28 protein-coding genes and 1 riboswitch are annotated in these 25,841 nt (G+C 61.9%); of the genes, 7 read left to right on the forward strand and 21 right to left on the reverse strand.

The features are described from left to right. Positions 1-464 precede the first annotated feature (464 nt). From htpG to thyA, 5 genes are all read right to left on the reverse strand, one after another. On the reverse strand, positions 465-2,387 hold the full coding sequence (gene htpG / locus Q0J75_RS07220) for a molecular chaperone HtpG (RefSeq protein ID WP_297198850.1): 1,923 nt from the start codon (positions 2,385-2,387) through the stop codon (positions 465-467). A gap of 139 nt (positions 2,388-2,526) precedes the next feature. Beyond that, positions 2,527-3,897: a tRNA uridine-5-carboxymethylaminomethyl(34) synthesis GTPase MnmE gene (mnmE, locus tag Q0J75_RS07225; protein WP_297198853.1), complete on the reverse strand. Its 1,371-nt coding sequence runs from the start codon at positions 3,895-3,897 to the stop codon at positions 2,527-2,529. 384 nt (positions 3,898-4,281) lie between these two features. Next, the gene (locus Q0J75_RS07230) at positions 4,282-4,854 is read right to left on the reverse strand and encodes an NUDIX hydrolase (protein ID WP_297198975.1); all 573 of its coding nucleotides are present in this window, start codon (positions 4,852-4,854) and stop codon (positions 4,282-4,284) included. Then, positions 4,854-5,333 carry a dihydrofolate reductase gene (locus Q0J75_RS07235; RefSeq protein WP_297198856.1) on the reverse strand — a complete coding sequence of 160 codons (480 nt, stop codon included), beginning with the start codon at positions 5,331-5,333 and terminating at the stop codon, positions 4,854-4,856. Before Q0J75_RS07235 ends, Q0J75_RS07230 begins: the two co-directional genes overlap by 1 nt. A gap of 12 nt (positions 5,334-5,345) precedes the next feature. Further along, on the reverse strand, positions 5,346-6,176 hold the full coding sequence (thyA, locus tag Q0J75_RS07240) for a thymidylate synthase (RefSeq protein ID WP_297198859.1): 831 nt from the start codon (positions 6,174-6,176) through the stop codon (positions 5,346-5,348). Between the two features lie 57 nt (positions 6,177-6,233). On the opposite strand from thyA, the gene Q0J75_RS07245 reads away from it, so the two are divergent. Then, positions 6,234-6,773, forward strand: coding sequence for an FUSC family protein (locus Q0J75_RS07245; protein ID WP_297198862.1), 540 nt, complete (start codon positions 6,234-6,236; stop codon positions 6,771-6,773). Between the two features lie 44 nt (positions 6,774-6,817). Here Q0J75_RS07245 and Q0J75_RS07250 read toward each other — a convergent pair whose 3' ends face one another. Both Q0J75_RS07250 and mtaB read right to left on the reverse strand, forming a co-directional pair. Then, positions 6,818-8,227 (reverse strand): S41 family peptidase, encoded by a 1,410-nt coding sequence (locus tag Q0J75_RS07250; protein ID WP_297198865.1) that lies wholly within the window; start codon positions 8,225-8,227, stop codon positions 6,818-6,820. Position 8,228: 1 nt separating this feature from the next. After that, on the reverse strand, positions 8,229-9,512 hold the full coding sequence (gene mtaB / locus Q0J75_RS07255) for a tRNA (N(6)-L-threonylcarbamoyladenosine(37)-C(2))-methylthiotransferase MtaB (RefSeq protein WP_297198867.1): 1,284 nt from the start codon (positions 9,510-9,512) through the stop codon (positions 8,229-8,231). Positions 9,513-9,647: 135 nt separating this feature from the next. Here mtaB and Q0J75_RS07260 point away from each other — a divergent pair, with 135 nt between their 5' ends. Beyond that, positions 9,648-9,887, forward strand: coding sequence for an HPr family phosphocarrier protein (locus tag Q0J75_RS07260; protein ID WP_297198870.1), 240 nt, complete (start codon positions 9,648-9,650; stop codon positions 9,885-9,887). Positions 9,888-9,926: 39 nt separating this feature from the next. Here the strand turns inward: Q0J75_RS07260 and Q0J75_RS07265 are convergent, their stop codons facing one another. Both Q0J75_RS07265 and Q0J75_RS07270 read right to left on the reverse strand, forming a co-directional pair. Further along, positions 9,927-10,544, reverse strand: coding sequence for a TatD family nuclease-associated radical SAM protein (locus tag Q0J75_RS07265; protein ID WP_297198873.1), 618 nt, complete (start codon positions 10,542-10,544; stop codon positions 9,927-9,929). Positions 10,545-10,598: 54 nt separating this feature from the next. Further along, positions 10,599-11,369 (reverse strand): TatD family hydrolase, encoded by a 771-nt coding sequence (locus Q0J75_RS07270; RefSeq protein ID WP_297198876.1) that lies wholly within the window; start codon positions 11,367-11,369, stop codon positions 10,599-10,601. Between the two features lie 85 nt (positions 11,370-11,454). Next, a riboswitch (Fluoride riboswitch) is annotated at positions 11,455-11,527 on the forward strand. A 52-nt stretch (positions 11,528-11,579) separates the two neighbouring features. Between Q0J75_RS07270 and Q0J75_RS07275 the strand changes: the two genes are divergently transcribed. Continuing rightward, entirely contained in the window at positions 11,580-12,755 is a 1,176-nt protein-coding gene (locus tag Q0J75_RS07275; protein ID WP_297198878.1) for a cation:proton antiporter, read from the forward strand. Positions 12,756-12,806: 51 nt separating this feature from the next. Here Q0J75_RS07275 and Q0J75_RS07280 read toward each other — a convergent pair whose 3' ends face one another. Beyond that, a complete protein-coding gene (locus Q0J75_RS07280) occupies positions 12,807-13,013 on the reverse strand; it encodes a DUF896 domain-containing protein (protein ID WP_297198978.1) in 207 nt (68 codons plus the stop codon). Continuing rightward, the gene (locus tag Q0J75_RS07285; RefSeq protein ID WP_297198881.1) at positions 13,013-13,804 is read right to left on the reverse strand and encodes an RNA-binding protein; all 792 of its coding nucleotides are present in this window, start codon (positions 13,802-13,804) and stop codon (positions 13,013-13,015) included. Before Q0J75_RS07285 ends, Q0J75_RS07280 begins: the two co-directional genes overlap by 1 nt. 126 nt (positions 13,805-13,930) lie before the next feature. Here Q0J75_RS07285 and Q0J75_RS07290 point away from each other — a divergent pair, with 126 nt between their 5' ends. From Q0J75_RS07290 to Q0J75_RS07305, 4 genes are all read left to right on the forward strand, one after another. Further along, a complete protein-coding gene (locus tag Q0J75_RS07290; protein WP_297198884.1) occupies positions 13,931-14,575 on the forward strand; it encodes a hypothetical protein in 645 nt (214 codons plus the stop codon). Continuing rightward, positions 14,569-14,847, forward strand: a complete 279-nt coding sequence (locus Q0J75_RS07295) for a DUF1294 domain-containing protein (protein WP_297198888.1) — start codon at positions 14,569-14,571, stop codon at positions 14,845-14,847. Before Q0J75_RS07290 ends, Q0J75_RS07295 begins: the two co-directional genes overlap by 7 nt. A gap of 115 nt (positions 14,848-14,962) precedes the next feature. Continuing rightward, positions 14,963-15,451 (forward strand): RNA polymerase sigma factor, encoded by a 489-nt coding sequence (locus tag Q0J75_RS07300; protein WP_297198891.1) that lies wholly within the window; start codon positions 14,963-14,965, stop codon positions 15,449-15,451. Then, the gene (locus tag Q0J75_RS07305; RefSeq protein WP_297198894.1) at positions 15,448-16,530 is read left to right on the forward strand and encodes a DUF4179 domain-containing protein; all 1,083 of its coding nucleotides are present in this window, start codon (positions 15,448-15,450) and stop codon (positions 16,528-16,530) included. Before Q0J75_RS07300 ends, Q0J75_RS07305 begins: the two co-directional genes overlap by 4 nt. A 40-nt stretch (positions 16,531-16,570) precedes the next feature. Here Q0J75_RS07305 and obgE read toward each other — a convergent pair whose 3' ends face one another. From obgE to Q0J75_RS07355, 10 genes are all read right to left on the reverse strand, one after another. Next, positions 16,571-17,851 (reverse strand): GTPase ObgE, encoded by a 1,281-nt coding sequence (gene obgE / locus Q0J75_RS07310; protein ID WP_297198897.1) that lies wholly within the window; start codon positions 17,849-17,851, stop codon positions 16,571-16,573. Between the two features lie 163 nt (positions 17,852-18,014). After that, complete coding sequence (rpmA, locus tag Q0J75_RS07315) at positions 18,015-18,299, reverse strand: 50S ribosomal protein L27 (RefSeq protein ID WP_297198903.1); 285 nt, start codon at positions 18,297-18,299, stop codon at positions 18,015-18,017. Between the two features lie 49 nt (positions 18,300-18,348). Continuing rightward, complete coding sequence (locus Q0J75_RS07320) at positions 18,349-18,681, reverse strand: ribosomal-processing cysteine protease Prp (RefSeq protein ID WP_297198906.1); 333 nt, start codon at positions 18,679-18,681, stop codon at positions 18,349-18,351. Between the two features lie 2 nt (positions 18,682-18,683). After that, positions 18,684-18,995, reverse strand: coding sequence for a 50S ribosomal protein L21 (rplU, locus tag Q0J75_RS07325; protein WP_297198909.1), 312 nt, complete (start codon positions 18,993-18,995; stop codon positions 18,684-18,686). 276 nt (positions 18,996-19,271) lie between these two features. Then, positions 19,272-20,267, reverse strand: coding sequence for a putative glycoside hydrolase (locus tag Q0J75_RS07330; RefSeq protein WP_297198912.1), 996 nt, complete (start codon positions 20,265-20,267; stop codon positions 19,272-19,274). 163 nt (positions 20,268-20,430) lie between these two features. Continuing rightward, positions 20,431-20,868: a MarR family winged helix-turn-helix transcriptional regulator gene (locus Q0J75_RS07335; RefSeq protein WP_297198915.1), complete on the reverse strand. Its 438-nt coding sequence runs from the start codon at positions 20,866-20,868 to the stop codon at positions 20,431-20,433. A gap of 41 nt (positions 20,869-20,909) precedes the next feature. Then, positions 20,910-21,524 carry an S-layer homology domain-containing protein gene (locus Q0J75_RS07340; protein ID WP_297198918.1) on the reverse strand — a complete coding sequence of 205 codons (615 nt, stop codon included), beginning with the start codon at positions 21,522-21,524 and terminating at the stop codon, positions 20,910-20,912. 291 nt (positions 21,525-21,815) lie between these two features. After that, positions 21,816-22,088 (reverse strand): pro-sigmaK processing inhibitor BofA family protein, encoded by a 273-nt coding sequence (locus Q0J75_RS07345; RefSeq protein ID WP_297198920.1) that lies wholly within the window; start codon positions 22,086-22,088, stop codon positions 21,816-21,818. Between the two features lie 53 nt (positions 22,089-22,141). Continuing rightward, positions 22,142-22,396 carry a DUF2508 family protein gene (locus Q0J75_RS07350; RefSeq protein WP_297198922.1) on the reverse strand — a complete coding sequence of 85 codons (255 nt, stop codon included), beginning with the start codon at positions 22,394-22,396 and terminating at the stop codon, positions 22,142-22,144. A gap of 516 nt (positions 22,397-22,912) precedes the next feature. Beyond that, complete coding sequence (locus Q0J75_RS07355) at positions 22,913-25,543, reverse strand: cation-translocating P-type ATPase (protein WP_297198924.1); 2,631 nt, start codon at positions 25,541-25,543, stop codon at positions 22,913-22,915. Positions 25,544-25,841 lie beyond the last annotated feature (298 nt).

The raw sequence follows: 25,841 nt of genomic DNA on the forward strand, positions 1-25,841 counted from the left end.
TCAAAACTGCCTGACCGTCTTTCAGCATGATCCCGTTTTATCCGGGGCGCTGGCAAAGAATCTGCTGACCGAGCGTACCCCCTTGTAGCAAGACAACATACCACAAGCGAATAGAAAAAGCCACAACAATATTTGCATCACTTCAATCTAACTGCATTCAAATTTTTGGAAGTCGTTTTTGTGAAGCATAGGTGAAAATGAGGGCATGTGGAACACCACATGCCCTCATTTTCACCATACACGCTGGGGCTTAACCCATATCGAGAGATCGTTTTTCGCAGCACTTCTCAAATAGCGGGGGTGAGGACAGTCAACCGGCTTTTTGCACCCTTTTCTGATGTGCGCAAAAAGAAGGGCCTGCGGATTTCTGCAGACCCTTCATCACGGATGCGCAAAATCGGTTTTATTGTTGTCCTTTTGCGGGGGTGCCTTTGGCAGCGGGGATTTTTATCTTGATACGAACTTTACTGCATCAGGGAGCACACCAGCTCGGAGTATCCGGCGGGGTCGGCCAGGGGCAGACCGGCAATGAGCTGGGCCTGGGCGTACAGCAGCTGGGCGTACTTGGCGGCCAGCTCCTTGTCCTCGGCCACCGCCCGCTTGAGGGCGGCAAAGGCGGGGGCCTCCGGGTTGAGCTCCAGCACCCGCTGGGCTTTCATCTCCCCGCCCCGGTCCGGGTCTACCTTCTGGAAATACTTCTCCATCTCCAGGGTGATGGGGCCATCGGCGGTGAGGCACACCGCGCCGCTCTTCAGCAGCTTGGACAGCCGGGCCTCCTTGATCTGATCCCCCAGGGTCTCCTTCAAAAAGTCCAGGACGGGCTTGCTCTCCTCCGCCTTCTGCTCCAGGGCAGCCTTCTCCTCGTCGCTCTCGGGCAGGGCGTCGTCGTCGTCCACCGACTTGAAGGCCTTGCCGTCCACCTCGCCCAGGGCATTGACCACAAACTGGTCCACATCGGCGGTGAGATAGAGGATTTCATAGCCCTTGTCCCGGATGCGCTCGGCCTGGGGCAGCTTGTCCAGCTTGGCGGCGTCCTCGCCGCAGGCATAGTAGATATACTGCTGATCCTCGCTCATCCGCTCCTTGTACTCAGCCAGGGTGACCAGCTTGCCCTCCTTGGAGGACCAGAACAGAAGCAGGTCCTTTAGCAGCTCCTTGTGGGTGCCGTAGTCGGACACAATGCCCATCTTGATCTGGGGCCCGAAGGCCTTCCAGAAGGTCTCATACTTCTCCCGGTCCTCCTTCTGGAGCCGCAGCAGCTCACCCTTGATCTTCTTCTCCAGGTTGTTGGCGATGACCTTCAGCTGCCGGGTGTGCTGGAGCATCTCGCGGGAAATATTCAGGGAGAAGTCCTGGGAGTCCACCACGCCCTTGACAAAGCGGAAGTGCTCGGGCAGCAGGTCGGCGCACTTGTCCATGATGAGCACGCCGGAGGAGTAAAGCTGAAGGCCCTTTTCATACTCCCGGGTGTAGAAGTCATAGGGGGCATGGGAGGGGAGATAGAGCATGGCCTTGTACTCCACAGTGCCCTCGGCAGACACATGGATCACACTCAGCGGGTCCTCCCAGTCGCCGTACTTCTCCTTATAGAACTGGTTATACTCCTCAGCCTTCACCTCGCTCTTGGGCCGCTGCCACAGGGGCACCATGGAGTTGAGGGTCTCCCACTCGTCGTAGTCCTCCCACTCAGGTTTGTAGTCGTCACCGGCGTCCTCGGGGCGGGGCTTCTGGCGGGACTTGTGCATCAGCATGACGATGGGATAGTGGATATAGTCGGAGTACTTCTTCACCAGATCGGCGATGCGGTACTGCTCCAGATACTCGTCATAGTGGTCGTCGTCGGTGTTGGCCTTAATATGGAGTACGATGTCAGTGCCCACGCTCTCCTTGTCGCAGGGCTCCAGGGTATAGCCGTCGGTGCCGTCGGAGGCCCACTGCCAGGCCTGGTCGGAGCCGTAGGCCTTGGATGTGACGGTGACATGGTCGGCCACCATGAACGCGGAGTAGAAGCCCACGCCAAACTGGCCGATGATATCGGTGGTATCCCCCTCGGCTTTCTCCTGCTTGGCCAGCTCCTCCTTGAACTGGAGGGAGCCGCTGCGGGCGATGGTGCCCAGGTTGCTCTCCAGCTCCTCCCGGGTCATACCAATACCAGTATCGCTGATGGTGAGGGTACGGGCGATCTGGTCGGGGGTCAGGGTGATCTTCAGCTGGGAGCGGTCCAGGCCCACCTTGTCGTCGGTGAGGGCCTTATAGGCCAGCTTGTCCATAGCGTCGCTGGCGTTGGAAATAATCTCCCGCAGGAAGATCTCCTTGTGGGTATAGATGGAGTTGATCATCAGGTCCAGCAGACGCTGGGACTCCGCTTGGAATTGCTTTTTCTCCATGATGGATGCCTCCTGTATGTGAAGTGTTTTTTAAAAACATAGCGTTAGCACTCATTCCATTTGAGTGCTAACGCTATCATAATCCTTCGCACGAAAAATTGCAAGGGGGTTCAAGGATTGTTTACAATTCACGCTGTCCTTACTTGCCCACGCAGAACCGCTCAAAGATGCGGGCGGTGATATCCTCCCGGATGTTGGCCCCCGTCAGCTCACCCAGGGCGGACAGGGCCTCCTCCACATCGGTGAGCAGGGCATCAGGGGTGACCCCCGCCGCCAGATTTTCCACCGCTCGCTTCACCCCCGCCAGAGCCCGCTTGGCGGCGTCGGCCTGCCGGGCGTTGGTAAGCAGCTCTCCCGCCGCGTCCCCGCTCCCGGCGGGGAACAGCTGGGCAATGACCTCCCCCAGCCGGTCCAGCCCCATCCCGGTTTTGGCGCTCACCGCCACCACCGGCGGCATGGGGTCCAGACCCAGCACCGGCATGGGCTTGGAGGGCAGATCGGCCTTGGTCCGCATCAGGATCACCGGGCCGTGGGCCATGGCGCGCTCCAGCAGAGCCACATCCTCCTCCCCCATGGGGACCGAGCCGTCCCACAGCACCAGGGCCAGAGCGGCCTCCTCCAGGGCGGCCTTGCTGCGCTCCACCCCCATCCGCTCCACCGCGTCGTCGGTATCCCGGATACCGGCGGTGTCGATAAGCCGGAGGGCCACACCCCCCAGCACACAGCGGGCTTCCACCGTGTCCCGGGTGGTGCCGGGGATATCGGTGACGATGGCCCGGTCATAGCCCACCAGGGCATTGAGCAGAGAGGACTTGCCCGCGTTGGGCCGCCCCACCAGCACGCAGGGCACCCCGCCGGCGATGTACTTTCCCCGCTGATAGGTGGCAAGCAGCGTCCGCAATTCCTCCACCGCCCGGTCCAGGCTCTCCTGAATGGTGTCCGCCCGGAAGGGGTCAATGTCCTCGTCGGGGTAGTCCAGCACCGCGTGGAAGTGGGCCAGCAGATCGGTGAGTCCGTCATAAATGGCCCGCACCCGGCGGCTCAGAGCCCCGGAGAGCTGTCCGGCCGCCTGCCGGACGGCGGCGGGGGTTTCGGCGTCGATGAGGTCGGCCACCGCCTCGGCCTGGGTCAGGTCCAGCCGCCCGTTGAGGAAGGCCCGGCGGGTAAACTCCCCCGGCCCGGCCTGCCGGACCCCCTGGGCAAAAAGGGCCTCCAGTCCCAGGGCCAGCACCGCCGGGGAGCCGTGACAGTGCAGCTCCGCCGTGTCCTCCCCGGTGTAGCTGTGGGGCCCGTGGGAGAAGGTGGCCAGGGCCTGGTCGATGACCTCCCCCGACGGCCCCAGCAGCGTCCCCAGCACCAGATTCCGGTCCTCATACGCCGTCAAAGGCTTGTTCCCCAGGGGGCGGAACACGGCGGAGAGGGCGGAAATGGCCTCCGGCCCGCTGAGGCGCAGGATGCCGATGGCGCTGGGCGCGGCGGGGGTGGCGATGGCTACAATGGTATCGGACATGACATTTCCTTCCTGTTTCCATCCAAAACGGAAACTTTGGCGATTCTGCCGTGGATTTTCCTCTTGACTGCCGCTGGCTGGGCCAAAAGATGCATAATGGCTGTTTTCCACCGGTGTGGACAAGTGTGGAAAACTATGTGGATAATGTGGAAAACCCTGTGCGTGGAAGGGCTTCCCGTTTTCCTGCCGTTTTTTAACATTGGATATTTTTTTGTATATGCTTTGTCAAATGATAAACGGCAGAACAAACATTTTGTTAGCTTGTCAAAAAATTTGGCTGATTTTTGGGCAAGTCGGCTCTTGCTCCCAATGGGCGGGCATGATACCATTACCCTGTGGTAAGTTACCATGCGCAGGGGGTGAAACCCTTGGGGCACAGTGGTTCTACCTGTTTTGGGCCAGCAAGGCCCGGGCCCGCTCCAGCAGCTTGGTGTACACCCCGTCCATCTGCCATTCATTGGTCAGTTCCAGCAGCCGGTCCACCGGCAGCCAGGCCACCTTGGTATTCTCCCCCTCCCGATAGTGGAGGGGGTCCCTTTCGTCTGCAGTCAACAGGTAGGTGGCGTTGAGATGCTGGTGAGAGGGCACCCACACCCCCCGCTTCACATGGCCCCACACCGGCAGGATATCCAGGGAGACCATGGCGGTGCTCAGCGGGCGCAGGTGCTCCACCCCGGTCTCTTCCCAGGCCTCCCGCAGGGCCACCGCCAGCAGATCCGGGTCCCCATCAGCGTGGCCGCCGGTCCAGGCCCATACCCGGTACAGGTTGTGGTGGGCCATGAGCACCTTGGTGCCGTCCCCATTCACCACAAAGCCGGAGCTGGTGAAGTGGGCGATCCTGTTGTCCCGGGTGAGGATATCGTGGGGAAAGCGGCGCAGGTACTCCAGCACCATAGCCTTGTCCCCCGCCTCCTGCTCATTTTGGGGCACATAGGCCTCGATCTCTTCCCGGTACATCACTTCACCCTCTCGTAGGTCACATAGCGGAAGGTCAGCCCATCCTGCTCCAGCGCCTCTCCCTCCTGGGTCACGGCCCAGGCAGGGTCGGCGTCCAGGTCGGGGAAATGGGCGTCGGCGGGCCAGGCCCGATGGATCTTGGTGATATAGGCCCTGTCACAGTGGGCCAGCAGGGCCCGGTATACGCTCTCCCCCCCGATGACAAAGGCGTCCGCCGGGGCGGCGGCCAGCAGGCTGTCCAAATCCCGGAACACCTCCGCCCCCTCGGGGGCAAAGGCCGGGTCCCGGGACAAAATCAGGTTGCGCCGGTTCTTCAACGGCCGTCCCCCGGGAAAGGTGGCCAAGGTCTTGCGGCCCAGGATGACGGCGTGGCCGGTGGTGAGGGCCTGAAACCGCTTTAAATCGGCGGGGATGTAACAAAGCTGATCCCCGTTTTTGCCAATGGCCCAGTTTTGGTCTACCGCGGCAATGAGATTCATCCCAATCCCTCCTTATACCGCCACCGGAATGGGCTGGTCCAGGGTGTGGAACCGGTAGCCCTCCAGCTGGAAGCTGTCCTTGGTAAAGGCGTAGAAATCGGTGACGGACGGGTCCATCCACAGCGTTGGCGCCTCGTAGGGGGTGCGGCTGATGAGCTCCTCCACCACCGGCACATGGCGGTCGTAGATGTGAGCGTCGGCGATGACGTGGACCAGCTCTCCCGCCTCCAGGCCGGACACCTGGGCCATCATGCGGACCAGGGCGGCGTACTGCATCACGTTCCAGCCGTTGGCGGTGAGCATGTCCTGGGACCGCTGGTTGAGAATGGCGTTGAGGGTCTTTCCGCTGACATTGAAGGTCATGGAGTAGGCACAGGGATAGAGGGCCATCTCGTGGAGGTCGTGGTGGTTATACAGATTGGTGAGGATGCGCCGGGAGGCGGGGTTGTGCTTGAGGTCGTACAGCACCCGGTCCACCTGGTCAAACTCCCCTTCGGGGTAGATGTGCTTCACTCCCAGCTGGTAACCGTAGGCCTTGCCGATGGAGCCGTTCTCGTCGGCCCAGGCGTCCCAGATGTGAGAGCCCAAGTCGTGGATGTTGTTGGACTTCTTCTGCCAGATCCACAATAGCTCGTCCACCGCGCTTTTGAAGGCCATTCTGCGGATGGTCTGAACGGGAAACTCCGCCCGCAGGTCGTAGCGGTTCACCACCCCGAATAATTTGATGGTGTGGGCGGGAGCGCCGTCCTCCCACCGGGGGCGCACCGGCTGGTCGGTGTCCCACACCCCGTGGGCCAGAATGTCCTTGCAGTTCTGAATAAATTGGATATCGGCAAAGCTCATGGTTTTCCTCCTATGGGCGATGTTTCTTTTTATTTGAAAAAGGGAGTGGATACGATCATGAACGAAGCACCCAGCCGCAAACTGCCGGGCATCGGCCTGCGCAACCTGAAAACCGCCCTGTCCGCGTCACTGTGTGCCTTGCTCTACTACTTTATGGACAACCGCAATCCCACCTTCGCCTGTATCGGGGCCATCTTCGGCATGGGGGCCAACATGGACCACTCCAAGCTCCACGGCGGCAACCGGCTGTTCGGCACCATCATCGGCGGCTTTCTGGGGATGGGGTTGTTCCGCATCTACCTGATCTTCTACCCCGACGGGGAGAGCCGTCTGCTGCTGGTGCCCCTGCTTTTTGTGGGGGTGGTCATTCTTATCGTGCTGGCCCAGATCTTCTGGGTGGGGGCGGTACAACCGGGGGGCGTGGTGCTGTGCATCGTGCTGTTCAACACCCCGGTGGACACCTATGTGTCCTACGCCCTCAACCGGATGCTGGACACCGGCTGCGGGGTGGCCATGTCCCTGCTCATCAACTGGCTCTTGCCCCGGGAACGGCTGGAGCCCTGGGTGGAGAAGGTAAAGGCAAAATTTCAGCGGTAAGATTGTTCCGCCGGGCGGCCTCTGGCCGCCCGGTTTTTTGTCCATTACTTCAGGCCGTAGTAGTCGCACAGGCGGGCCGCCGCGTCCAGAGCGTCCGGCGGGTTAACCCACAGGTCGGGCAGGTAGCCTGTACCGTCCCAATTGTCCATGGTTTCATGAAAGGCCAGCCCCGTTCCAAAATACACATACAGGCCGGTGTGGGGAAGGTAAAACCCGCTGTTATTGGGCACCAGAGCGCAGCCGCTGGTTGGCCCACCGATGGCCAGCACATTTTCCATGGAGCGGAAGAACTCCACCACCGTCTCTCCGGAGGAGGCGGTGCCCTTATCTGCCAGCAGGAGCGTCACGGTTTCGCTGGGTGTCCATGTCCCCTGGTCCTCTGATACCATCCAAGTCCCCAACCCGTTCTCAGGGTTAAAATCAAAGGCCCGGCAGAACATCTGGCTGTACCGGGCGCTAAATACCCGCTTAGGCTGGGCTGGCTGGCCGGTAAATCCCTCAAACCAGTCCATAATCCAGATATCACTGCCACCGGGGTTGGCCCGCACATCAAAGATCAGCACCGGCTCGTCGGCATACTCCCCGCCGCAGGCGGCAAAGCGCTCCAGCTGGGTCTCATGCTCCGGCGTGTTGGCGTACATCTGAGTGGATTGCAGCACAGGGACGTCCTGATAAGAATATTCCGTAAATACCTCACTTCCACGAGTTGATCTCTCAGCCTGGGTCCAGTCCAGGTCATAGTCCCCTAGGGTGTCGGGCAGATCGGTCCCATCGTGGCTCAGGGCATAGAAACCATAACAGATCTGCCCCTCCGGGCCAATGGTAGGCTTCACATAGTTCGGGTCCAGCCCCTCCGCTTTGGAGAGATACAGGCCGGGTACATAGTACATATAGACCCGATGCGGTTCAATGAGAGGCTGTCCACCGATGGCAAAATGCCCGTCCTGGACAATAGGGGAGAGGGCATCCGCCAGGATGTCCTGAACGGTCCTGCTCAACAGGATTTTCCCATCCCCCGCTTCCTGCTTGACCTGCGCCAGCGCCTGTTCCTTCAGTGGGCCAAATACCTCATCGCCGCCGAAATACTCGTAGGCCCCGTAGGTGGTGCGCAACAGGGTAAAGAAAGTTTCGATATCCTCCTGGGCAGTCTCTACCGTCAGCGGCTCCGTCAGGTCGTGGGGCGTCAGGAGAAGTTCCATTTCCTCCTCCGTATAGGTGTCATTCTGGCCGGTGAAGTCGGGCGTCCATTGGCTGATATCCAGAGCAGCCTCCGTCTCAATGACCGCCTCGCGGCGGGTATTGACCTCCTCCAGAAAGGCGTCAAAGTCCATCCCGGCCACGGGGGTGGGAGCGGACTCCAGTGTGGGAGTGGGAGAAGGCGATGGCTCCGGCGGCGGCGTACAGCCGGCCATCAGAACCAGAGACAGGGCCAGGGGGAGCAGGCGTTTTTTCATCTCATACCCTTCCTTTCAAGCCGTCCTGAAAAACCTCCACAATTTCCACATCTTTCACCACATTATGGTATCCCTCGCCGGGGGCAAAGACCTCGGTATAGTTGGGCGTGTGGCCCCGCCACAGGCCGTCCTTCTCTTCCTCAAAGAGGACAGGGAGGGTCTGTCCCACCCAGCTTTCCAGCCAAGTCCGGTGCAGCTGGCGGGCCACCTCCCCCGCCCGGTGGGCCCGCTCCTCCTTCACGGCGTTGGGCACCTGGTCAGGCATAGCGGCCGCCGGGGTGCCGGTGCGGCGGGAGTAGGGGAAAATGTGCATGGCGGAAAAGGCACATTTTTTCACAAAGTCCAGGGTCTGGGCAAACTCTTCCTCGGTCTCCCCAGGGAAGCCTACGATGAGATCGGTGGTGATACCGGGGCGGTCAAAGTGTTCCCGCAGTAACTTGACGCTCTCATAATACCGCTCGGTATCATATTTCCGGTTCATCCGGCGCAGGGTGGCGTCACAGCCCGACTGCATGGACAGATGGAAATGGGGGCACAGATTGGGCAGGGCCGCCCCCCGGCGGCAAAAGTCCTCCGTAATGGTGCGTGGCTCCAGAGACCCCAGCCGCACCCGGCAGCCGGGGGCGGCGGCACACACCGCCTCAATGAGGTCCATCAGCTCCGGCTTATCCGGCAGGTCCCGGCCCCAGGAGGAAATCTCGATGCCGGTGAGCACCAGCTCCTTGTAGCCCTCCTCTGCCAGCTTGGCGGCCTGGGCGGCGGCCTCAGCCGCGGGCAGGGAGCGGATGGGCCCTCTGGCGTAGGGGATGATGCAGTAGGAGCAGAAATTGACACAGCCGTCCTCCACCTTGAGCATGGCGCGGGTGCGGCCCTCCAGCCCCCCGGCGGGGAGCCGCTCGAAGGTACGGCGGCGGAGGGCGTCGTCCACCTCCACCACCTGGCCCCCGTCGGGGCTCAACGCCTCCAGCCGGTCCAGAAACCCCATGCGGTCGTTGGTGCCCATCACCAGATCCACCTCCAGGGCCTCCACCGCCTCTGGGTCGGTCTGGGCGTAGCAGCCGCACACCGCCACGATGGCGTGGGGGGAGCGTTTGCGGGCCTGCCGGATCATCTGGCGGGATTTTTTGTCGCTCACCGCCGTGACGGTACAGGTGTTGATGATGTAGGCGTCGGCCTCCCCGTCAAAGGGCACCAGGGTGTGGCCCCGGCGGGTCAGCTCGGCCTCCATGGCCTGGGTCTCGTACTGGTTGACCTTGCAGCCCAGAGTATAGATCGCTGTGCGCATACGGGTTCCTCTCCCGCCGGGGATTTTGGTTGAAAACTCCACGGCGTCTGTCTATAATAGAATGGAAAATGACAGGTCACATTATAAACCAAACCAGCCGTTTTGAAAACAGTTCATTTCTCCAGGAGGTGCCCCATGTCCGAATTTCAGGTCTCTTTGGCCTCCATTGAGGAGGTCCGCCAGTTTGTCAACGCCGCCACCCGCTCCCCCTGTGAGGTGGACGTGCTCTCCGGCCGCTATGTGGTGGACGGGAAATCCATCATGGGGCTGTTCTCTCTGGATTTGTCCCGCCCGGTCACCGTCCGCCTCCACGGCAGTGACGGGGACCAGGCGGCCTTCCACCAGGCGGTAGCCGCCTTCCGTCCCGCAGACTAACAACTGGGGCGCTGCATCAGCAGCGCCCCAGTTATTTTTTTAATCCTCGATGTAGGCCCGGATGCGGAGGGTGACCCCCAGCTCCTGGGTAATCTTCCGGCAGCGCTCGATCTCCTCCGGCGTCTTGTCCTTATCTACAATGGTCATGACCACATGGGGCACATAGTCCCTTGCCTTCTTGGCAAAGTCCAGCATAGCCTCCCAAGCCTTCACCCCGTCCTTTGGCTTGGTGACGGCGCAGTACTCCTCTGCCGTGGAGCCGTTGAGGGAGATGGAAATGGTGTCAATGCGTCCCTTCAACTCAGGGGTCACGTCCCGGCCCAGAATCAGGTTGGCGTGGCCGTTGGTGTTGATGCGGACAGGGGGCAGATTGGGCACCTGCTCCTTCAGCCGGTCCACCAGCCACAGCAGATCGTCGGTGCGGTACATGGGCTCCCCAAAGCCGCAGAACACCAGCTCCCGGTACTGGCTGTAATCCCGGGCCAGCAGGTCGTCCAGGGCCTCCTGACGGCTGGGCTCGTGGTCCAGCCACAAGTCGTCGGCGTAAATGGAGCCCTTGTGTCCGTTGTGCCGCAGGCAGAACACACACCGGCAGTCGCACCGGTTGGTCAGGTTGACGTAGAGGGCGCCTTCATATTCGTAAGAAATGGTTTCCATCGCAATGCCTCCTTGTATCCCGGCGGCCGCCATATATGGCGGCCCTACAGCATTTTACACGGTCAGATTGAAAAACTGCTTGCCGTTTTCCAGCGTGATTTGCAGGACCTCCTCCGTGGTCAGCCCCTTCAGCTGGGCCACCGTCTGGGCCATCAGGGGGATGAGAGAGGAGTCACACCGGCGGCCCCGGTAGGGCTCGGGGGCCATATAGGGGGCGTCGGTCTCCAGCATGAGCCGGTCCATGGGCAGCCACCGGATGACCTCCGGGGCCCGGCGGGCGTTTTTGAAGGTGATGTTCCCGGTAAAGGACAGCATCCACCCCTTGTCCACCAGCACCTTGGCGTCCTCCACGCTGCCGGCGTAGCAGTGGAACACCCCCCGGGCGTTGGGATGGGCCCGCACGATATCCAGACAGTCCTTGTGGGCGTCCCGGTCGTGGACGATGGCGGGCAAATCCAGCTCCTCCGCCAGGGAGAGCTGGGCGTCGAAGAAGTCCCGGGAGTTGGCCCGGTCCTCTGAGGTCTTGACCCAGTAGTAGTCCAGGCCAATCTCCCCCACCGCCACGCACTTTTCATGGGCGCACAGGGCGCGGATCTCGTTCAGCTGCTCCAGCGTGACCCCCTCCAGATTTTCCGGGTGAAAGCCGGCGGCAAAGTAGAGGTAATCATACCGCTCCGCCAGGGCCTGGGACTGCCGGGAGGAGTCCAGATCACAGCCGGGGCACACCACCAGGTCCACCCCCTTCTGGGGCAGCTCGGCCAGCAGGGCCTCCCGGTCGGCGTCAAAGGCGTCGTCATAATAGTGAGCGTGGGTGTCAAAGATCATAATTGCCTCCCTATGGTCATTCTCTGCTTCATCATACTCCCTTTTCCCCCGGTTGACAAGGGGCGGGGCCTGTGGTATACTTCCCCCGGTATACGGGGATGAGGTCCTCCCGGGGCGTTTGCCCGAACCGCCGTTTGGCTGATGACTTCTGCAAACATTTGCAGGGGGCATTGGCTTTTTTTATGCCCGCCCCCGGAGAGGAATGGTTTTATGTTAACAAGCTTAGGTTTCGTGCTGCTGCTGGGCCTGGTGCTGGGCACCCTGGCCACCAGATTGCGGCTTCCCTCCCTGGTGGGGATGCTGCTGGCGGGCATCCTGCTGGGGCCCTGCGTGCTCAACCTGCTGTCCCCCAATCTGCTGGGCATCTCCGCCGACCTGCGGCAGCTGGCCCTGGTCATCATCCTCACCCGGGCGGGGCTGAGCCTGGATCTGGACGACCTGCGCCGGGCGGGACGGCCCGCCATTCTCATGTGCTTTTTGCCCGCCACCTTTGAAGTGCTGGGCATGGTGGTACTGGCCCCCCGGCTGCTGGGGGTGAGCACCCTGGACGCCGCCATCATGGGGGCGGTGGTGGGGGCGGTGTCCCCCGCCGTCATTGTGCCCCGGATGCTCAAGCTGATGGAGGAGGGCTACGGAGTCAAGAAGGGCATCCCCCAGATGGTGCTGGCTGGAGCCTCGGTGGATGACGTGTTTGTCATCGTTCTCTTTACCTCCTTTACCGGCATGGCCCAGGGGGGCTCCTTCTCCCCTGCCGCCCTGGCGGGGGTGCCGGTATCCATCGTGCTGGGGGCCGCTTTGGGTCTGCTCATTGGCTTTGTCTTGGCTAAATTTTTCGCCCGGTTCCACATGCGGGACTCGGTGAAGGTGGTCATTCTCCTGTCCCTGGCCTTCCTGCTGGTGGCCCTGGAGGATGTGATCCCCGTGCCCTTCTCCGGTCTGCTGGCGGTGCTGGGCGCGGGCCTGGGCCTGCGCCGGTGGCGGCTGATGGTGGCCCAGCGGCTCACCGCCAAGTTCGGCAAACTGTGGGTATGCGCCGAGATCATGCTCTTTGTGCTGGTGGGAGCCGAGGTGGACCTGAACTATGCCGCCGCCGCCGGACTGGCCGCCGTGGCTACTGTGCTGGGGGTGCTGTGCTTCCGGGCGTTGGGAGTGCTGCTGTGCGTGGCCGGGAGCAAGCTGGACAAGAAAGAGCGGCTCTTCACCATACTGGCCTACCTGCCCAAGGCCACGGTACAGGCGGCTATCGGCGGGGTGCCCCTGGCCATGGGCCTGGGGTGCGGACAAATCGTGCTCACCGTGGCGGTCATCGCCATTTTGGTTACCGCTCCCCTGGGGGCCTTTGCCATCGACTTCTCCTACCGCAAATTGCTCCACAAAGAAAAGTAAGGGTTTTGCCTTCAAAAAACGCCTGCCGTGTGTGTCCGGCAGGCGTTTTTCTTATTGCTTCTTCCCCAGCTTGTGCTTGGTGCCGTCGGGCTCCACGATATAAGTGTTCTCCAACTGGGCCACCAGGCTCTCCCGGTAGGCAGCCACATACTCCTGCCGCAGCAAGTCCCGCTCCACCATCTCCTCGGGGGTCAGCCCCACCTCGCTTTTGGCCTTTTTAGCCAGCTCGTTGATACGGGCAATCTTTTTTTCATCCATCATACATATCGCTCCAGTAAAATCATGATTCGCCCCTTTTTGGACGGGCCGCCCACCTCTTTCAGGACACATTTTCCCAGCCCCCGGCAGCTCATCACGTCCCCCGCCGCCACAGGGCGGTCGGGCTTGAGACATTCCCGGTGATTGAGCTGGAATTTTCCCGAGGCGATCAGGTCGGCGGCCTTGCCCCGGGACAGGGAAAACCCGGCGGCGGCCACCGCGTCCAGCCGCAGGGAGCTGACGGTATCCCGGATGGGCTTTATCTTCACCTCCGGGGGCTTCAGATCGGACAGGGCCACGGGGGCGGTTTTGAGGCGCACCCGCCCAGCCTGGTCCAGGTTCAGCACCAGAAAATCGGCCACGTCGTCCAGGGCCAGGATGTGGCACTCCCCCTCTCCCACCAGCAGGTCCCCGATCTTCTCCCGGTCCAGCCCCAGGCCCAGAATGGAACCCAGAAAGTCCCGGTGGCTCAGGGTACCGCCCGACCAGGTGCAGCGCACCGCCCGGATAGGACAGTCGCTCTCCAGCCACAGCTCGTCCTCCTGCCAGTCGGGGAGAAAGGCGCACACCGTCCGCTCCGCCCCTTCAAACCCGCCGTAAAACAGGTGCCGGGGATGGCCGCAGGCGTTGAGCAGGGTTTCCACGCTCACCCGCTCCTGGGGGGATAAAAAGCCGGTGTGGCCGGGCACCGACCGGTTGCGGGCCAGCTCCAGCTTGTCCATGGCCCGGGCCAGCAGCAGCCGCTCCTCCCCGTCCCGGGCCAGCTTGTTCAGCAGTTCGGTCTTGGTCATATCGTTCCTCCTGTGGCGCTCTTTGCACAGAATAGCACAGATTTTCCCCGCTGGCAACCGGCATCCGCCTTGACAGGAATGCTATACTATACTGGTATTACATCAAACAGGAAAGGGGTGGAGCCCATGGGCGCTCTCTCCATCACCCATCCCCAGTGGATGGACCTGACCGGTTCCGACGGCACGGTAACCCACGGGGCGGACCAGGACTGGTTCCCCGACGTCTGGCAGCAGCGGGCTGGGTGTGGCCCCACCACCGCCGCCCTTATTTTTCACTATCTGGCCCAGCAGTCCCCGGCCCTCTCCCCCCTGCGCTCTCCGATGGACCACGACCAAGTGGGATTTATTGAGCACATGTGCAAGGTGTGGCAGTACGTCACCCCCCGGAGCCACGGCCTCAACCGGCCGGAGTACATGGTGGAGGGCATGGCGGCCTATGGAGCGGCCTGCGGAGTCCCGCTGGCCCCCACTCTCTTTGCCTTCCCATCCGCCCGCACCAAACGCCCGCCCTATGACCAGCTGCGCTCCTTCGTGGCCGCCAGTCTGGCCGCCGACTGCCCGGTGGCCTTTCTCAACCTGGACAACGGCAAGGTGAAGGAGCTGGACCGGTGGCACTGGGTCACCATCATTGGGCTGGATGGGGACGCCGCCGCCCTTCTGGACAGCGGCAATGCCCTTTCCATTGATCTGGCCCTGTGGTACGCCACCACCAGGACCCGGGGTGGCTTTGTATCGGCCCTGGGTGCGGGAAAGGAGTTTGCCACATGCTGAAATGGATCGCCCTGTGGCTCCTTTTCTGGAGTATCCTGGACTATGTGCTCATGGGTGTGGACAAGTGGAAGGCCAAGCGCAACCGCTGGCGGGTGCCGGAAAAGACCTTTTTTCTGGTGGCTCTCCTGGGGGGCACGCCGGGGGCCATCCTGGGCATGTACGCCTTTCACCACAAAACCCGCCACTGGTATTTCAAGTGGGGCCTGCCGGTCATGCTCATCGCCCAGCTGGCCCTGGGCGGGTGGCTGTACTGGCGCTTTTTCCTGTCCTGAACATGCGGAAGCCTCTGGCTTCCGTATTTTTTTGCAAAAATGAAGAATCTAGCCGCCGCCAATCGTATTCTCAGTGAAAGCGCTTTTCAGTCCTGATAGAAAGGATGTGACCCGTATGCCCCTTACACCGGACCGGGTGGAGGCGGAACGGCTGGTAAATACCTATTCCGACCTGATTCTGCGGCTGAGCTACACCTATCTGAACAGCACCTGCGACGCCCAGGACATTTGCCAGACCGTCTTTCTTAAGCTGCTCCAGGCCCCCCGCTCGTTTGACAACACGGAACACGAGCGGGCCTGGATCATCCGCACCACCGTCAATCTCTGTAAGGACCTGCTGAAAAAACATTGGCGGCGCACCACCGTGACTTTGGACGCGGTGGAACATGTCCCCGCCCCGGAGCCCGAGGAGGGCAGCCTGACGGCCGCCCTGGAGTTGCTGCCCCCCAAATACCGCACCGTCCTCTATCTCTATTACTACGAGGGCTATTCCGCCAAAGAGATCGCCGCCCTGCTGGGGGAAAAGCCCGCCACCATCTTTACCCGGCTGGATCGGGGGCGGCAGAAGCTGCGGACCTATCTGGAACAGGAGGCTTTGACATGAAACGTTATCAAGATACCATGGATTCGCTCCACTTTACCCCGGAACAGAAAGCCCGCATGGTGGATCAGCTGATGGAGGCCTCCGCGTCCCCCGTGCGGCGTCCCCACACCTTCCGCCGGGTGGCGGTGGCGGGGGTGGCCGCCGCACTGGCCCTCAGCGTGGGGGTGGCGGGGGCCACCGGCGTACTGAGTGATGTGGGGGAGAGTTTTTCCGCCCTCTTCGGTGTCTCTGCCGCCCAGACTGAGATCATCGACCAGATCGGCTACCCCGTGGGGGCCTCGGCCACTGCTGACGGTATCACCATCACCGCCGACGCCATCGTGGGGGATACCTATTCCTATGCCATCGTCTATTCCATCGCCCGGGAGGACGGTCAGCCCCTGGTGAGCGGCCAGGTCCTGTCGGGCAGTGAGGAATATGAGGGCCGCCTGCCCCTCTCCTTTGAGGACTACGACCTGCGGCCCAGCGGTCCGCTGGCCTCCCTCTCCGCAGGGAGCGGAGGCGGCGGCTTCTCCCACTTCTACGACGCCGACCCCACCGACAATACCATCCAGTTTGTGACCTTCTGGACCTCCGATACCCCCATCCGCTCCGGCAAGGTCACCGCCACCTTCCGGGGCCTCTACAACACCACCGACGGCTATGAGAACAAGACCCTGCTGACAGAGGGCCCCTGGACTCTGGAATTCACCATGGCCTTTGAGGATGCTTCCCTCTCCCTCCCCTCCGGGCAGGCGCTCCGGGTGGGGGGCATGGACGCCACCCTGGATTCCGTCACCCTCTCCCCCCTGTCCATCATGGTGGAGTACACCGTCCATCAAGAGGTACCGGAGACGGAGCGGGAAACCGGCCGGGCGGACAAGGCAACCGACCCCTACGCCCCCTTCCGGGATCTGCCCGTGGTGATCTCCTACACCGACGGCTCCACCTTGGAGATCAAGAGCGCCAATAGCAGCATCCACTCAGGCAGCGGTCGGACTGAATGCACCAAAGGTGTGATCTTCGACACCATCCGTCCTCTGGAAGAGGTGGCCTCGGTCACCGTGGGGGATGTGGTCATCCCCGTCCCTCACCAGTGAACACAAGGGCCCGCCGCAGACGCGGCGGGCCCTGTTTTTCTTATCGCTGATACTCAAACTCCAGGTTGTACAGGGACACGATATCCCCGTCGTGGATGCCCATCTCCTCCAACCGGTCAAAGAGGCCGGACTGACGGAGCATCTTGTCAAACCAGTTGCGGGACTCATAGTCCCCAAAGTTGACGTTGGCCATAAGCCGCTGGAGCCAGGGGCCCTCCACGATCCAGGTATCGTCTTCGTGGATGATGTTGAGGGGCTCGGACATATCCACCTCCGGGGGCCGCTCCACATAGGTGGGCTCGTACACCGTGATGGGGGGCAGATGCTCCAGCTCCCGGGCGGCGGCAAACATCAGCTCCCGGGTACCCAGCTGGGCGGCGGCGGAGATCTCATAGAAGGGCATCCCCAGGGCCTCCACATGGGCCTTCAGGGCCTCCAATCCGGTGCGGTCGGCGGCGATGTCCACCTTGTTGCCCGCCACCAGCATAGGCCGGGAGGCCAGATCGGGGCCGTACTGCTTCAGCTCCTCCTGGATGGCCTCAAAGTCGGCCACCGGGTCCCGGCCCTCGCAGCCCGACACGTCCACCACATGGATGAGCAAGCGGCAGCGGTCGATGTGCCGCAGGAAATCGTGGCCCAGACCGGCCCCTTCTGCGGCACCCTCAATGATGCCGGGGATATCGGCCAGCACGAAGGACACCCCCTCGTCCACATACACCACACCCAGGTTGGGGAAGAGCGTGGTAAAGTGGTAGTTGGCAATCTTGGGCCGGGCCTTGGACACCACGGAGAGCAGGGTGGACTTGCCCACGTTGGGGAAGCCCACCAGTCCCACGTCGGCCAGCAGCTTCAGCTCCAGGATGACCTGCCGCTCCTGGCCGGGCAGGCCCGCCTTGGCAAACCGGGGCACCTGCCGGGTGGGGGTGGCAAAGTGCTTATTGCCCCAGCCGCCGTTGCCCCCCTTGGCCAGCACAAAGCGGTCGGTCTCCGACATGTCGCAGATGATCTCCTGGGTCTCGGCGTCCCGCACCACGGTGCCGCGGGGCACCTTGATGACCAGGTCCTCCCCGTCCTTGCCGGAGCAGCGCTTGCCCTGGCCGTCCATGCCGTTGCCCGCCACATACTTGCGCTTGTAGCGGAAATCCATCAGGGTGGACATGTGGGGATTGATCTCCAGGATCACATTGCCCCCCCGGCCGCCATCCCCTCCGTCGGGGCCGCCGGCGGCCACATACTTCTCCCGGTGGAAGGCCACCGCGCCGTTGCCGCCGTTGCCCGCCTTGACGGTGATGCGGGCGGTATCTACAAAGGGTGCTGCCATAAAAACCTCCTTCGTGTTTCAGGCGGGCGGCTGATAGCCGCCCCTACATCGTCGCCGGGGCCTGTCTGTAGGGGCGATTATCAATCGCCCGCCGCCAATCTATCCACAAAAAAGCCCCGAACGGGATTCCGTCCGGGGCTTAGTGTACCCATATTTGGGGCAATTACTGGGAGATCTCCACGATAGAGACCTGCTTGCGGTCCTTGCCCAGGCGCTCAAACTTCACGCGGCCGCTCTTGAGGGCGAACAGGGTATCGTCGCTGCCCTTGCCCACGTTGACGCCGGGATGGATATGGGTGCCCCGCTGGCGGACCAGGATGTTGCCGGCCAGAACGAACTGACCGTCGCCCCGCTTCACGCCCAGACGCTTGGCCTCGGAATCGCGGCCGTTACGGGTGGAGCCCACGCCCTTTTTATGGGCGAAGAACTGAAGACCGATGTTCAGCATGGTGTCACACCTCCAAACTTGTGTGTTAAAAGCTTACCGTGGGGAGAGGTCAATCCTCCTCCACCACGAGAATGTGTTCGGGATATTCCTCGTGCAGACTGGCAAAGTGGACCATGAGGGCGGTCAGAAGGGTCTGACAGGTGCTCTCGCTGGTCTGGCTCAGCCCGCCGGGGATGCGCAGGGAGACGGAGGCGTCCCGCTCCTTCACCTTCACGGTCGCCCCCAGGCCCAGCACGTCGTTGACGGCGCACTCGGTCAGGCGGACGGCGCTGGTGACGGCGGCACAGACGATGTCGCTCCCCGCCTCGGCGTAACCGCTGTGGCCCTTCACAGTGAAGCCCACGATGCGGTCCCCCTCCATGTGAAAAGAGACGGTGGTCATTCTTACAGGGAGATGGCGCCGATGGTCACCTTGGTGTAGGGCTGACGATGGCCCTGACGCTTCCGGTAGCCCTTCTTGGGCTTATACTTGAAGACCAGGATCTTCTTGCCCTTGCCGTTCTTCACCACGGAGGCGTCCACCTTGGCGCCCTCCACCACGGGAGTGCCCACGGTGATCTTGTCCCCGTCGATGACAGCCAGGACCTTGTCGAAGGTCACGTTGTCTCCGGCCTCGTTGGGCAGCTTCTCGATGAAGAGGGTATCGCCCTCGGTCACCTTGTACTGCTTGCCGCCGGTCTCGATGATCGCATGCATGTAGTTTTCAACTCCTTCATTACGGGCTCGCTGTCGGGGGAGGAAGCGCGCAGGCCGTGAGCAGGGGAGCTAAGGAAGTGCGCAGGCGAAAAAACAGGCTGGCCGCAGGCCAGCGGCATTTTTCGCGGAGCACGTACTTAGCGACCCGGCCGCGAACGTGCCGGAGCGTGACATCACGCAGGGCTTCACTTTCAATCCCATTCAAAGCGGCTGTGATATTATATCAGCGCAACCTCTAAAAGTCAAGCAATTTCCCGCTTTTTTGCATAATTTCCGTCAGCGCAGCACCGCCCAGCTGCCCTCGCCGGTACCCTGGGCCACAATGGGCACGATCTCCAGCCCCTCGATGGTGGGAAGGGTCTGTCCGTCGGGCACCGCCACAAAGACCCGGTCGGCATACTGCTTCAGCAGGTCCAGGGTCAGGCCGCTGCCGTCGGAGGTGCCGTTGAGCACGCTGAGGCTGGTCACCACCGACACCTTCAGCTCCGGGTAGCCGGCCAGGGCGGTCTCCAGCTGCTGGAAAAACGTGGTCATATCCGCCGTCAGGTTGGCGGAATTATAATTGCTGTCCCCCTTGATGCTGTCCAGATTGCCCCGGGTGGGGAACCCGCAGTTGTCCAGCAGCAGCTCGTCAAAGCCCAGGGCGGCCGCCTCCTGGCACAGCCCGGTGACATACTGCCGCACCTCCGCCGAGGCGGGGCTGGTCCACCGGACGCCCTCGTCGTCCCAGTAGTTGCCCCCCGAGCTGTGGACCGACAGGCTCCGGTTCCACTGGGGCAGAATGTCGTCCCGGAAACAGGAGAGATAGGCCACCGTGTAAAGCTCTCCGCCGTTGGCCTGCTGGATGGCCTGATTCACCGCCCCGTCGGCGGCGTTCAGGTCATATTCCAGAGCAAAACTTTGCTGAGATTGGTAGGCCAGCTCCCCGTCGGTGTCCTTCAGGGCAAAGATGGCGGCGGCAGCCCCGGCGCTCTCCGCCTGGGTCTGGGCGGTGCCGCCGGTCAGATCGGACAGGGACAGTTCCACGCCCCGGAAGGTGGTCTGTGTCTCCGCCTCAGGCGTGGCGGTGGCAGACGGGTCGGGGGTGGGGGTGGTAAATTGCAGGGGGGCGGTGCTGTCGGGCGGATTGTCGTCCTCCGTTTTCTGGAATAAGGGGGGCAAATCAATCCGCACACCGTCGCTGGAATAGTGGATGTAGGGTTCCAGGAAAAACAGGGCCGCCAGGGACAGCATCAGTATAATCAGCAACGCAGTGATTAAAATCAGCAGCACGGTACGCCCTCTCCGGCGCCCATGATAGGAATCGTAACCATTCCTCCTCATAACAGGATACCTCTCTTCTCTTCCTCACTCTGATCCAGGCGCCCGAACAGGGCTGGGCGCCTGTCCGTACAACAGGCAGCCGCCACCGTAGGTACGGGAGCGGCACTGTGGGTCACTTGTTCTTCTCCTCCACCTGGTTCAGGGCCTCCTCCAGTTTCTGGAGGGCGGAGGCCACCAGAGCCCGGTCCTCCTCCGACATGTGCTCCATCAGGGTGGAAAAATAGCTGCGCACGTCGGTGGCGGCCTTATCCCGCAGGGCGGCGTACTTTTCCGTGGCGCTGACATAGATCACCCGGCGGTCGGTCTCGCTGCGCTGCCGTTTGGCCAGGCCCAGCTTTTCCAGCCGGTCCACAATGCCGGAAACTGTGCTGTTGGCGCTGCCGGTGCGCTCGGCCAGGGTGCTGATGGGCACCGGTCCGTCCTCCCCCAGCACCGTGAGCACCATGGCCTGGGGAAAGGTCAGGTCCATGCGCCCAAAGTGGCTGCGAAACTGCTGGGACATGTGCTGGGTGACCCGGAGGTAGGATATAAAGAGGTTGCCTTTTTCCATGGGAGGTTCTCCTTTCTATATTGGGCGGAGACAATAGGCCGTCAACCCATCGCCTCGGTATTCATCCGCTGTAAAATGACTGCCAGCTGCGCCCGGGTGGTGGAGCCTTTGGGGGAGATCTTACCGTTGCTCCCCTCCAGCCAGCCCATACCGATGGCGTGGGCCACCCCGTCTTTTGCCCAAGCGGCCACCTGATTGGCGTCGCTGTACAGGTTCAGCGCGCCCTCCGCCAGGGTACGCCCCTTGTACTCATCGTAGCGGGTGAGGATCACCGCCAGCTCCTGCCGGGTCACCACCCCGTCGCTGAAGGCGCCCTTGTCGGTCCCCTGGATGATCTTTGCCTCACAGGCCCAGTTGGCGGCGGCGGCATACCAGCTGTCCGGCGCCACGTCGGGGAAGTGATTTTGTTGGGCGGGGGTGGGCTGTCCCTCCATCCGCCACAGAGCCACGGCCACCGTGGCCTTGGTCACCGCGCCGTTGGGGGCAAACAGGGTGTCGCTCACGCCGGTCATCCATCCCTGCTCCACCGCTTCCTGTACCGCCGACTCATACCAGGACCCGGCGCTCACATCGGTAAAACCCGCCGCCGCGGCAGGCAGGACCAGGCCGGTACATAGGGTCAAGGCGCACATCAGCGCCGCAAATTTTCGTTTCAACTGGGTCCACTCCTTCCGTTCCAATACCGTTATCGATCAAAATACGGACAGACAAGCCGTATGCGCCCCATCCGCCAACGGTTTTTCGTCCGTTTTCTATTCCATCATGGTGATGAATATTCTTCATTTTACGATACGTATTTTAAAAAACTGTGAACACAAAAGGACCCAATTATAAATTATTCCATAAGAAGCGATAAGCCGGCACTAGAGCGGCGCCCACAAAAAGAAAAAACTTCCAGCCGAAGGTGAGCGCCCGCTCGCCTCCGCCGGAAGTTTGATTGTGGGTTTTTATGGGGCCAGCACCCAGTCCAGGGCCACCAGCAGGCCCAGACCGGGCGCGCCCAGCACCCCCAGCACCAGGGCGTTGGTCAGGTTGACCCCCAGACACAGGCCCACCGGGCCGCCGGCCCAGCTCAGGATGTAGAGCACCCCCAGCCCCACCCCGGTCCGGGCGGCCAGCCGCATGAGCCAGCCCAGGGGCCGGCGCAGCACCGCCAGCAGCAGCACCAGCAAAAGCCCGCCCACGATCCAGGGCAGGGCCTGGAGCAGAGGATCTACCACCGCCCCCACCTCCTTTTCCTTTGCCAGGACCTTGGCGGCGGGGCAGGACCCCATTATCCGGTGCGGGCCGCTGCCGCTCCATCCAGCTCCTTGAGCTGCCGCAGCAGATAGGAGTGGCGGGATTGCAGGGCGTTGATCTCAAAGACATAGGACTCGATCAGGTCTGGGTCCCGGGCGTCGTTAAAGCCCTGGTAGGCCTGGGTGATGAGGGCGCGTGTCTGGGTCACGCCCTCCAGCAGGAGACGGCGGATCTCTTCTTCCTGGCTCTCCCGCCGGCGCAGGGCAAAGCGCTTGATGGCGTCCGGCATACGGTCTCCTCCTTGCTTCGGGCTGTTACCCGTTTTATCCTATGTCCAGTTTGGGCAATTATGCCCCGTTCTATACCGTTTTTTTCCTGATAATTTCGTGGAACAGGGGGCATACTAGCAGTGGACCGGATGACCCACTGGTTCCGCATCTCCTTTTAAGCCGGTGCCGGGTGAGCTCACCCTCTGGCGAAAGGCGAAAGGAGCAGGAACAAAGGGACAACCGATCCTGTAAGGGGCGCGGTGGAAACACCGCGCCCCGGTTTTTTATGCTCCAAAGTGGCCAGCCACTTTGGAGCGGGGGATGCAGCCCGCCGCGCGCGTCCTTTTGGCCCATGGCCAAAGGCCACACTTGCGGGCTGAGCAGTGTTTTTTCCGAGGCTCATGTCCTCGAAAAAAACAGATTTCCACTCTATTCCGCCGCCTGCGGGCGGCGGAACTCTGCGAGGCTCCTTAATTGGAAGGGGCTTGCATAAGCAAAAGGCGCGCCCAGCCGGGCGCGCCTTTTGCTTATATAGATCAATTCTTGCCCTTGCCCATGCCGGCAAAGATCTTGACGATCTGGATCACCAGGGTGGGCAGGAAGGCCAGGCCCACCATCTCTCCCAGGTTGGTGAGGGTGAAGTGCTGGGATACCATGAACAGATCCTTCAGGCCGGGGGTGAAGAGCACCAGCATCAGCAGCACCACACCGGCAAAAAAGGCGGCAATGGAGGCTTTGTTAGTGGTCAGCTTCAGCCGGAAGATGGACTCGGCGCCCCGGCAGTTGAAGCCGTGGAACAGCCGGGCCAGGGTGAGGGTGGAGAAGGCCATGGTGGAAGCCAGCACGGCGTCCCCGCCCTGATAGCCCAGATAAAAGGCGATCATGGTGACGATGGCAATAAGCAGACCCTGGCCGCCGATGCGGGAGAGCAGGGGCTTGTTCAGGATAGGCTCCTTGGGGTCCCGGGGCTTCTGGTCCAGCAGGCCCTTCCGGGCGGGCTCCATGCCGATGGCGATGGCGGGCAGGGAGTCGGTGAGCAGGTTGATAAACAGCAGATGGACCGGCTGGAAGGGCACCGGCAGGCCCATGAGGGAGGCATACAGCACGCAGAAAATACCGGCGGTGTTGCCGCTGAGCAGGAACTGGATGGCATTTTTGATGTTAGCGTATACGCTGCGGCCGTTGACCACCGCCCGAACGATGGTGGCAAAGTTGTCGTCGGCCAGAATCATGGAGGCGGCGTCCTTAGACACCTCGGTGCCGGTGATGCCCATGGCCACGCCGATATCTGCCTTTTTCAGGGCGGGAGCGTCGTTGACGCCGTCGCCGGTCATGGAGACGATCTTGCCCTTGCGCTGCCAGGCGTTGACGATGCGGATCTTATGCTCGGGGGACACCCGGGCATAGACGGAAATCTTGTCCAGCCGCTGATCCAGGTCGGCGTCGGTCATCTGGTCCAGCTCCAGACCGGATACCGCCTCATCCCCGTCCCGGAAAATGCCCAGCTGACGGGCGATGGCGGAGGCGGTGACCTTGTGGTCGCCGGTAATCATAATGGTGCGGATGCCGCCCCGCTTGGCGTCGGCCACCGCCTGGATGGCCTCTGGACGGGGCGGGTCGATCATGGAAATGAGACCGATAAAGGTAAAGTCGTTCTCGTCTTCCAGGGTGGGGGGACGGACCCCGTCCAGCTCCCGATAGGCGAAGGCCAGCACCCGCAGGCCCTCCATGGACAACTGCATATTCACCCGGGCGATCTCTTCCTTCCGCTCGGGGGTCAGCTCCACCTTGCCCTGCCGGGTGAGCAGCCACTTGGACCGGTCCAGCAGCACGTCGATGGCCCCCTTGGTAAAGAGGGTGGGGGTGCCGTCGATGTCGTGGAGGGTGCTCATCAGCTTGCGGTCGGAGTCAAAGGCCAGCTCTCCCAGCCGGGGATGCTGGGCCCGGTAGGCCTCCTCGTCCACGCCGAACTTCTCGCCCAGCATCACCAGGGCCACCTCGGTGGGGTCGCCGATGGAGGCGCCGGTCTCCTGGTTGTTGGTGGCATCGCTGGCCAGCAGAGCCGCCTTCAGCAGCAGCCGCTGCACATCGTTGACCAGCTCCAGGTCGTCCCCCTCCAGCAGAGAGCCGTCGGCGTACACCTTCTGGGGGGTCATCTTGTTCTGGGTCAGGGTGCCCGTCTTGTCCGAGCAGATGACAGACACGCTCCCCAGGCTCTCCACCGCCTTCAGGTCCTTGATGATGGCGTTTTGCTTGGCCATCTTCTGGGTGCCCATGGCCAGCACGATGGTGACAATGGAGCTGAGGGCCTCGGGGATAGCGGCCACCGCCAGGGCCACTGCGAACATGAGGGAGTCCAGCACGCCCATACCGGTGCGGAAGACGGAGAGCAGGAACACCACCGCGCAGATGGCCATGATGACGATGGCCAGCTTGGCGGAGAAGCTGTCCAGGCTCTGCTGCAGCGGGGTCTTGCGCTGCTGGGTCTGGTTCATCAAAGCGGCGATCTTGCCCAGCTCGGTGTTCATGCCGGTGCCGGTAACCAGCACGGTGGCCCGGCCATAGGTCACCAGAGAACCGGAGAACACCATGTTCTTCTGATCGCCCAGGGCCACCTGGTCGGCGTCGATGACGTCGGCAGTCTTGTCCACACCCTCGCTTTCGCCGGTAAGGGAGCTCTCATTTACTTTCAGGGAGAAGTTTTCCAGCACCCGGCCGTCGGCCACCACCATGTCGCCGGCTTCCAGCAGCACGATGTCGCCAGGCACCACGTCGGCGGATGGGATCTCCACCCGGACGCCGCCCCGCAGCACTTTGGCAGTGGGGGAGGACATGGCCTTCAGGCTTTCCAATGATTTTTCCGCCTTCAGGTACTGGACGGTACCCAGAATGGCGTTGAGGATGAGCACGGCAAAGATGACAATGGTGCTCTCCACGTTCTCCGACAGAGCGGAGATGACGGCGGCAATGATGAGGATGATGACCAGCAGGTCCTTAAACTGCTCGGCAAAGATCTGAATGGCACTCTTTTTCTTGCCCTCAGACAGCTTGTTGGGGCCGTACTGCTCCCGCCGCTTGGCGGCCTCCTGATCGGTCAGCCCCCCTGGTCCGGCCTGTTGGGCGTCCAGGGCCTGTTGGGCGGTTTTTCGGTAATACGCCTCTGTCATATGCTTTCTTCCCTTCCAATCGTTTTCCGGCGAAGGGCAAAAGAAAAAAGACCCTTCGCCAACCGCCGGGCATACCTCGGCAGTTGTCGAAAAGTCTTGTTACCCATAGGGTGCATACCGCCAGGCCAAGCTGGCCGTGGTGTTGACGGTATGGCTTTAAACTACTCCCTTTTCAACTGCGGCCATCATAGCATAGTTTGACCGGCAAGTCAATCTCATTTTGCCAGTTTACCCGAATTTTGTCCATTTTATCCTCCCAGCGTTGACGAAAAGGGCCCTTTCCGGTATAATCTGGGCA

This window comes from uncultured Flavonifractor sp. (genome assembly GCF_944385615.1).
Taxonomy (GTDB): domain Bacteria; phylum Bacillota; class Clostridia; order Oscillospirales; family Oscillospiraceae; genus Flavonifractor.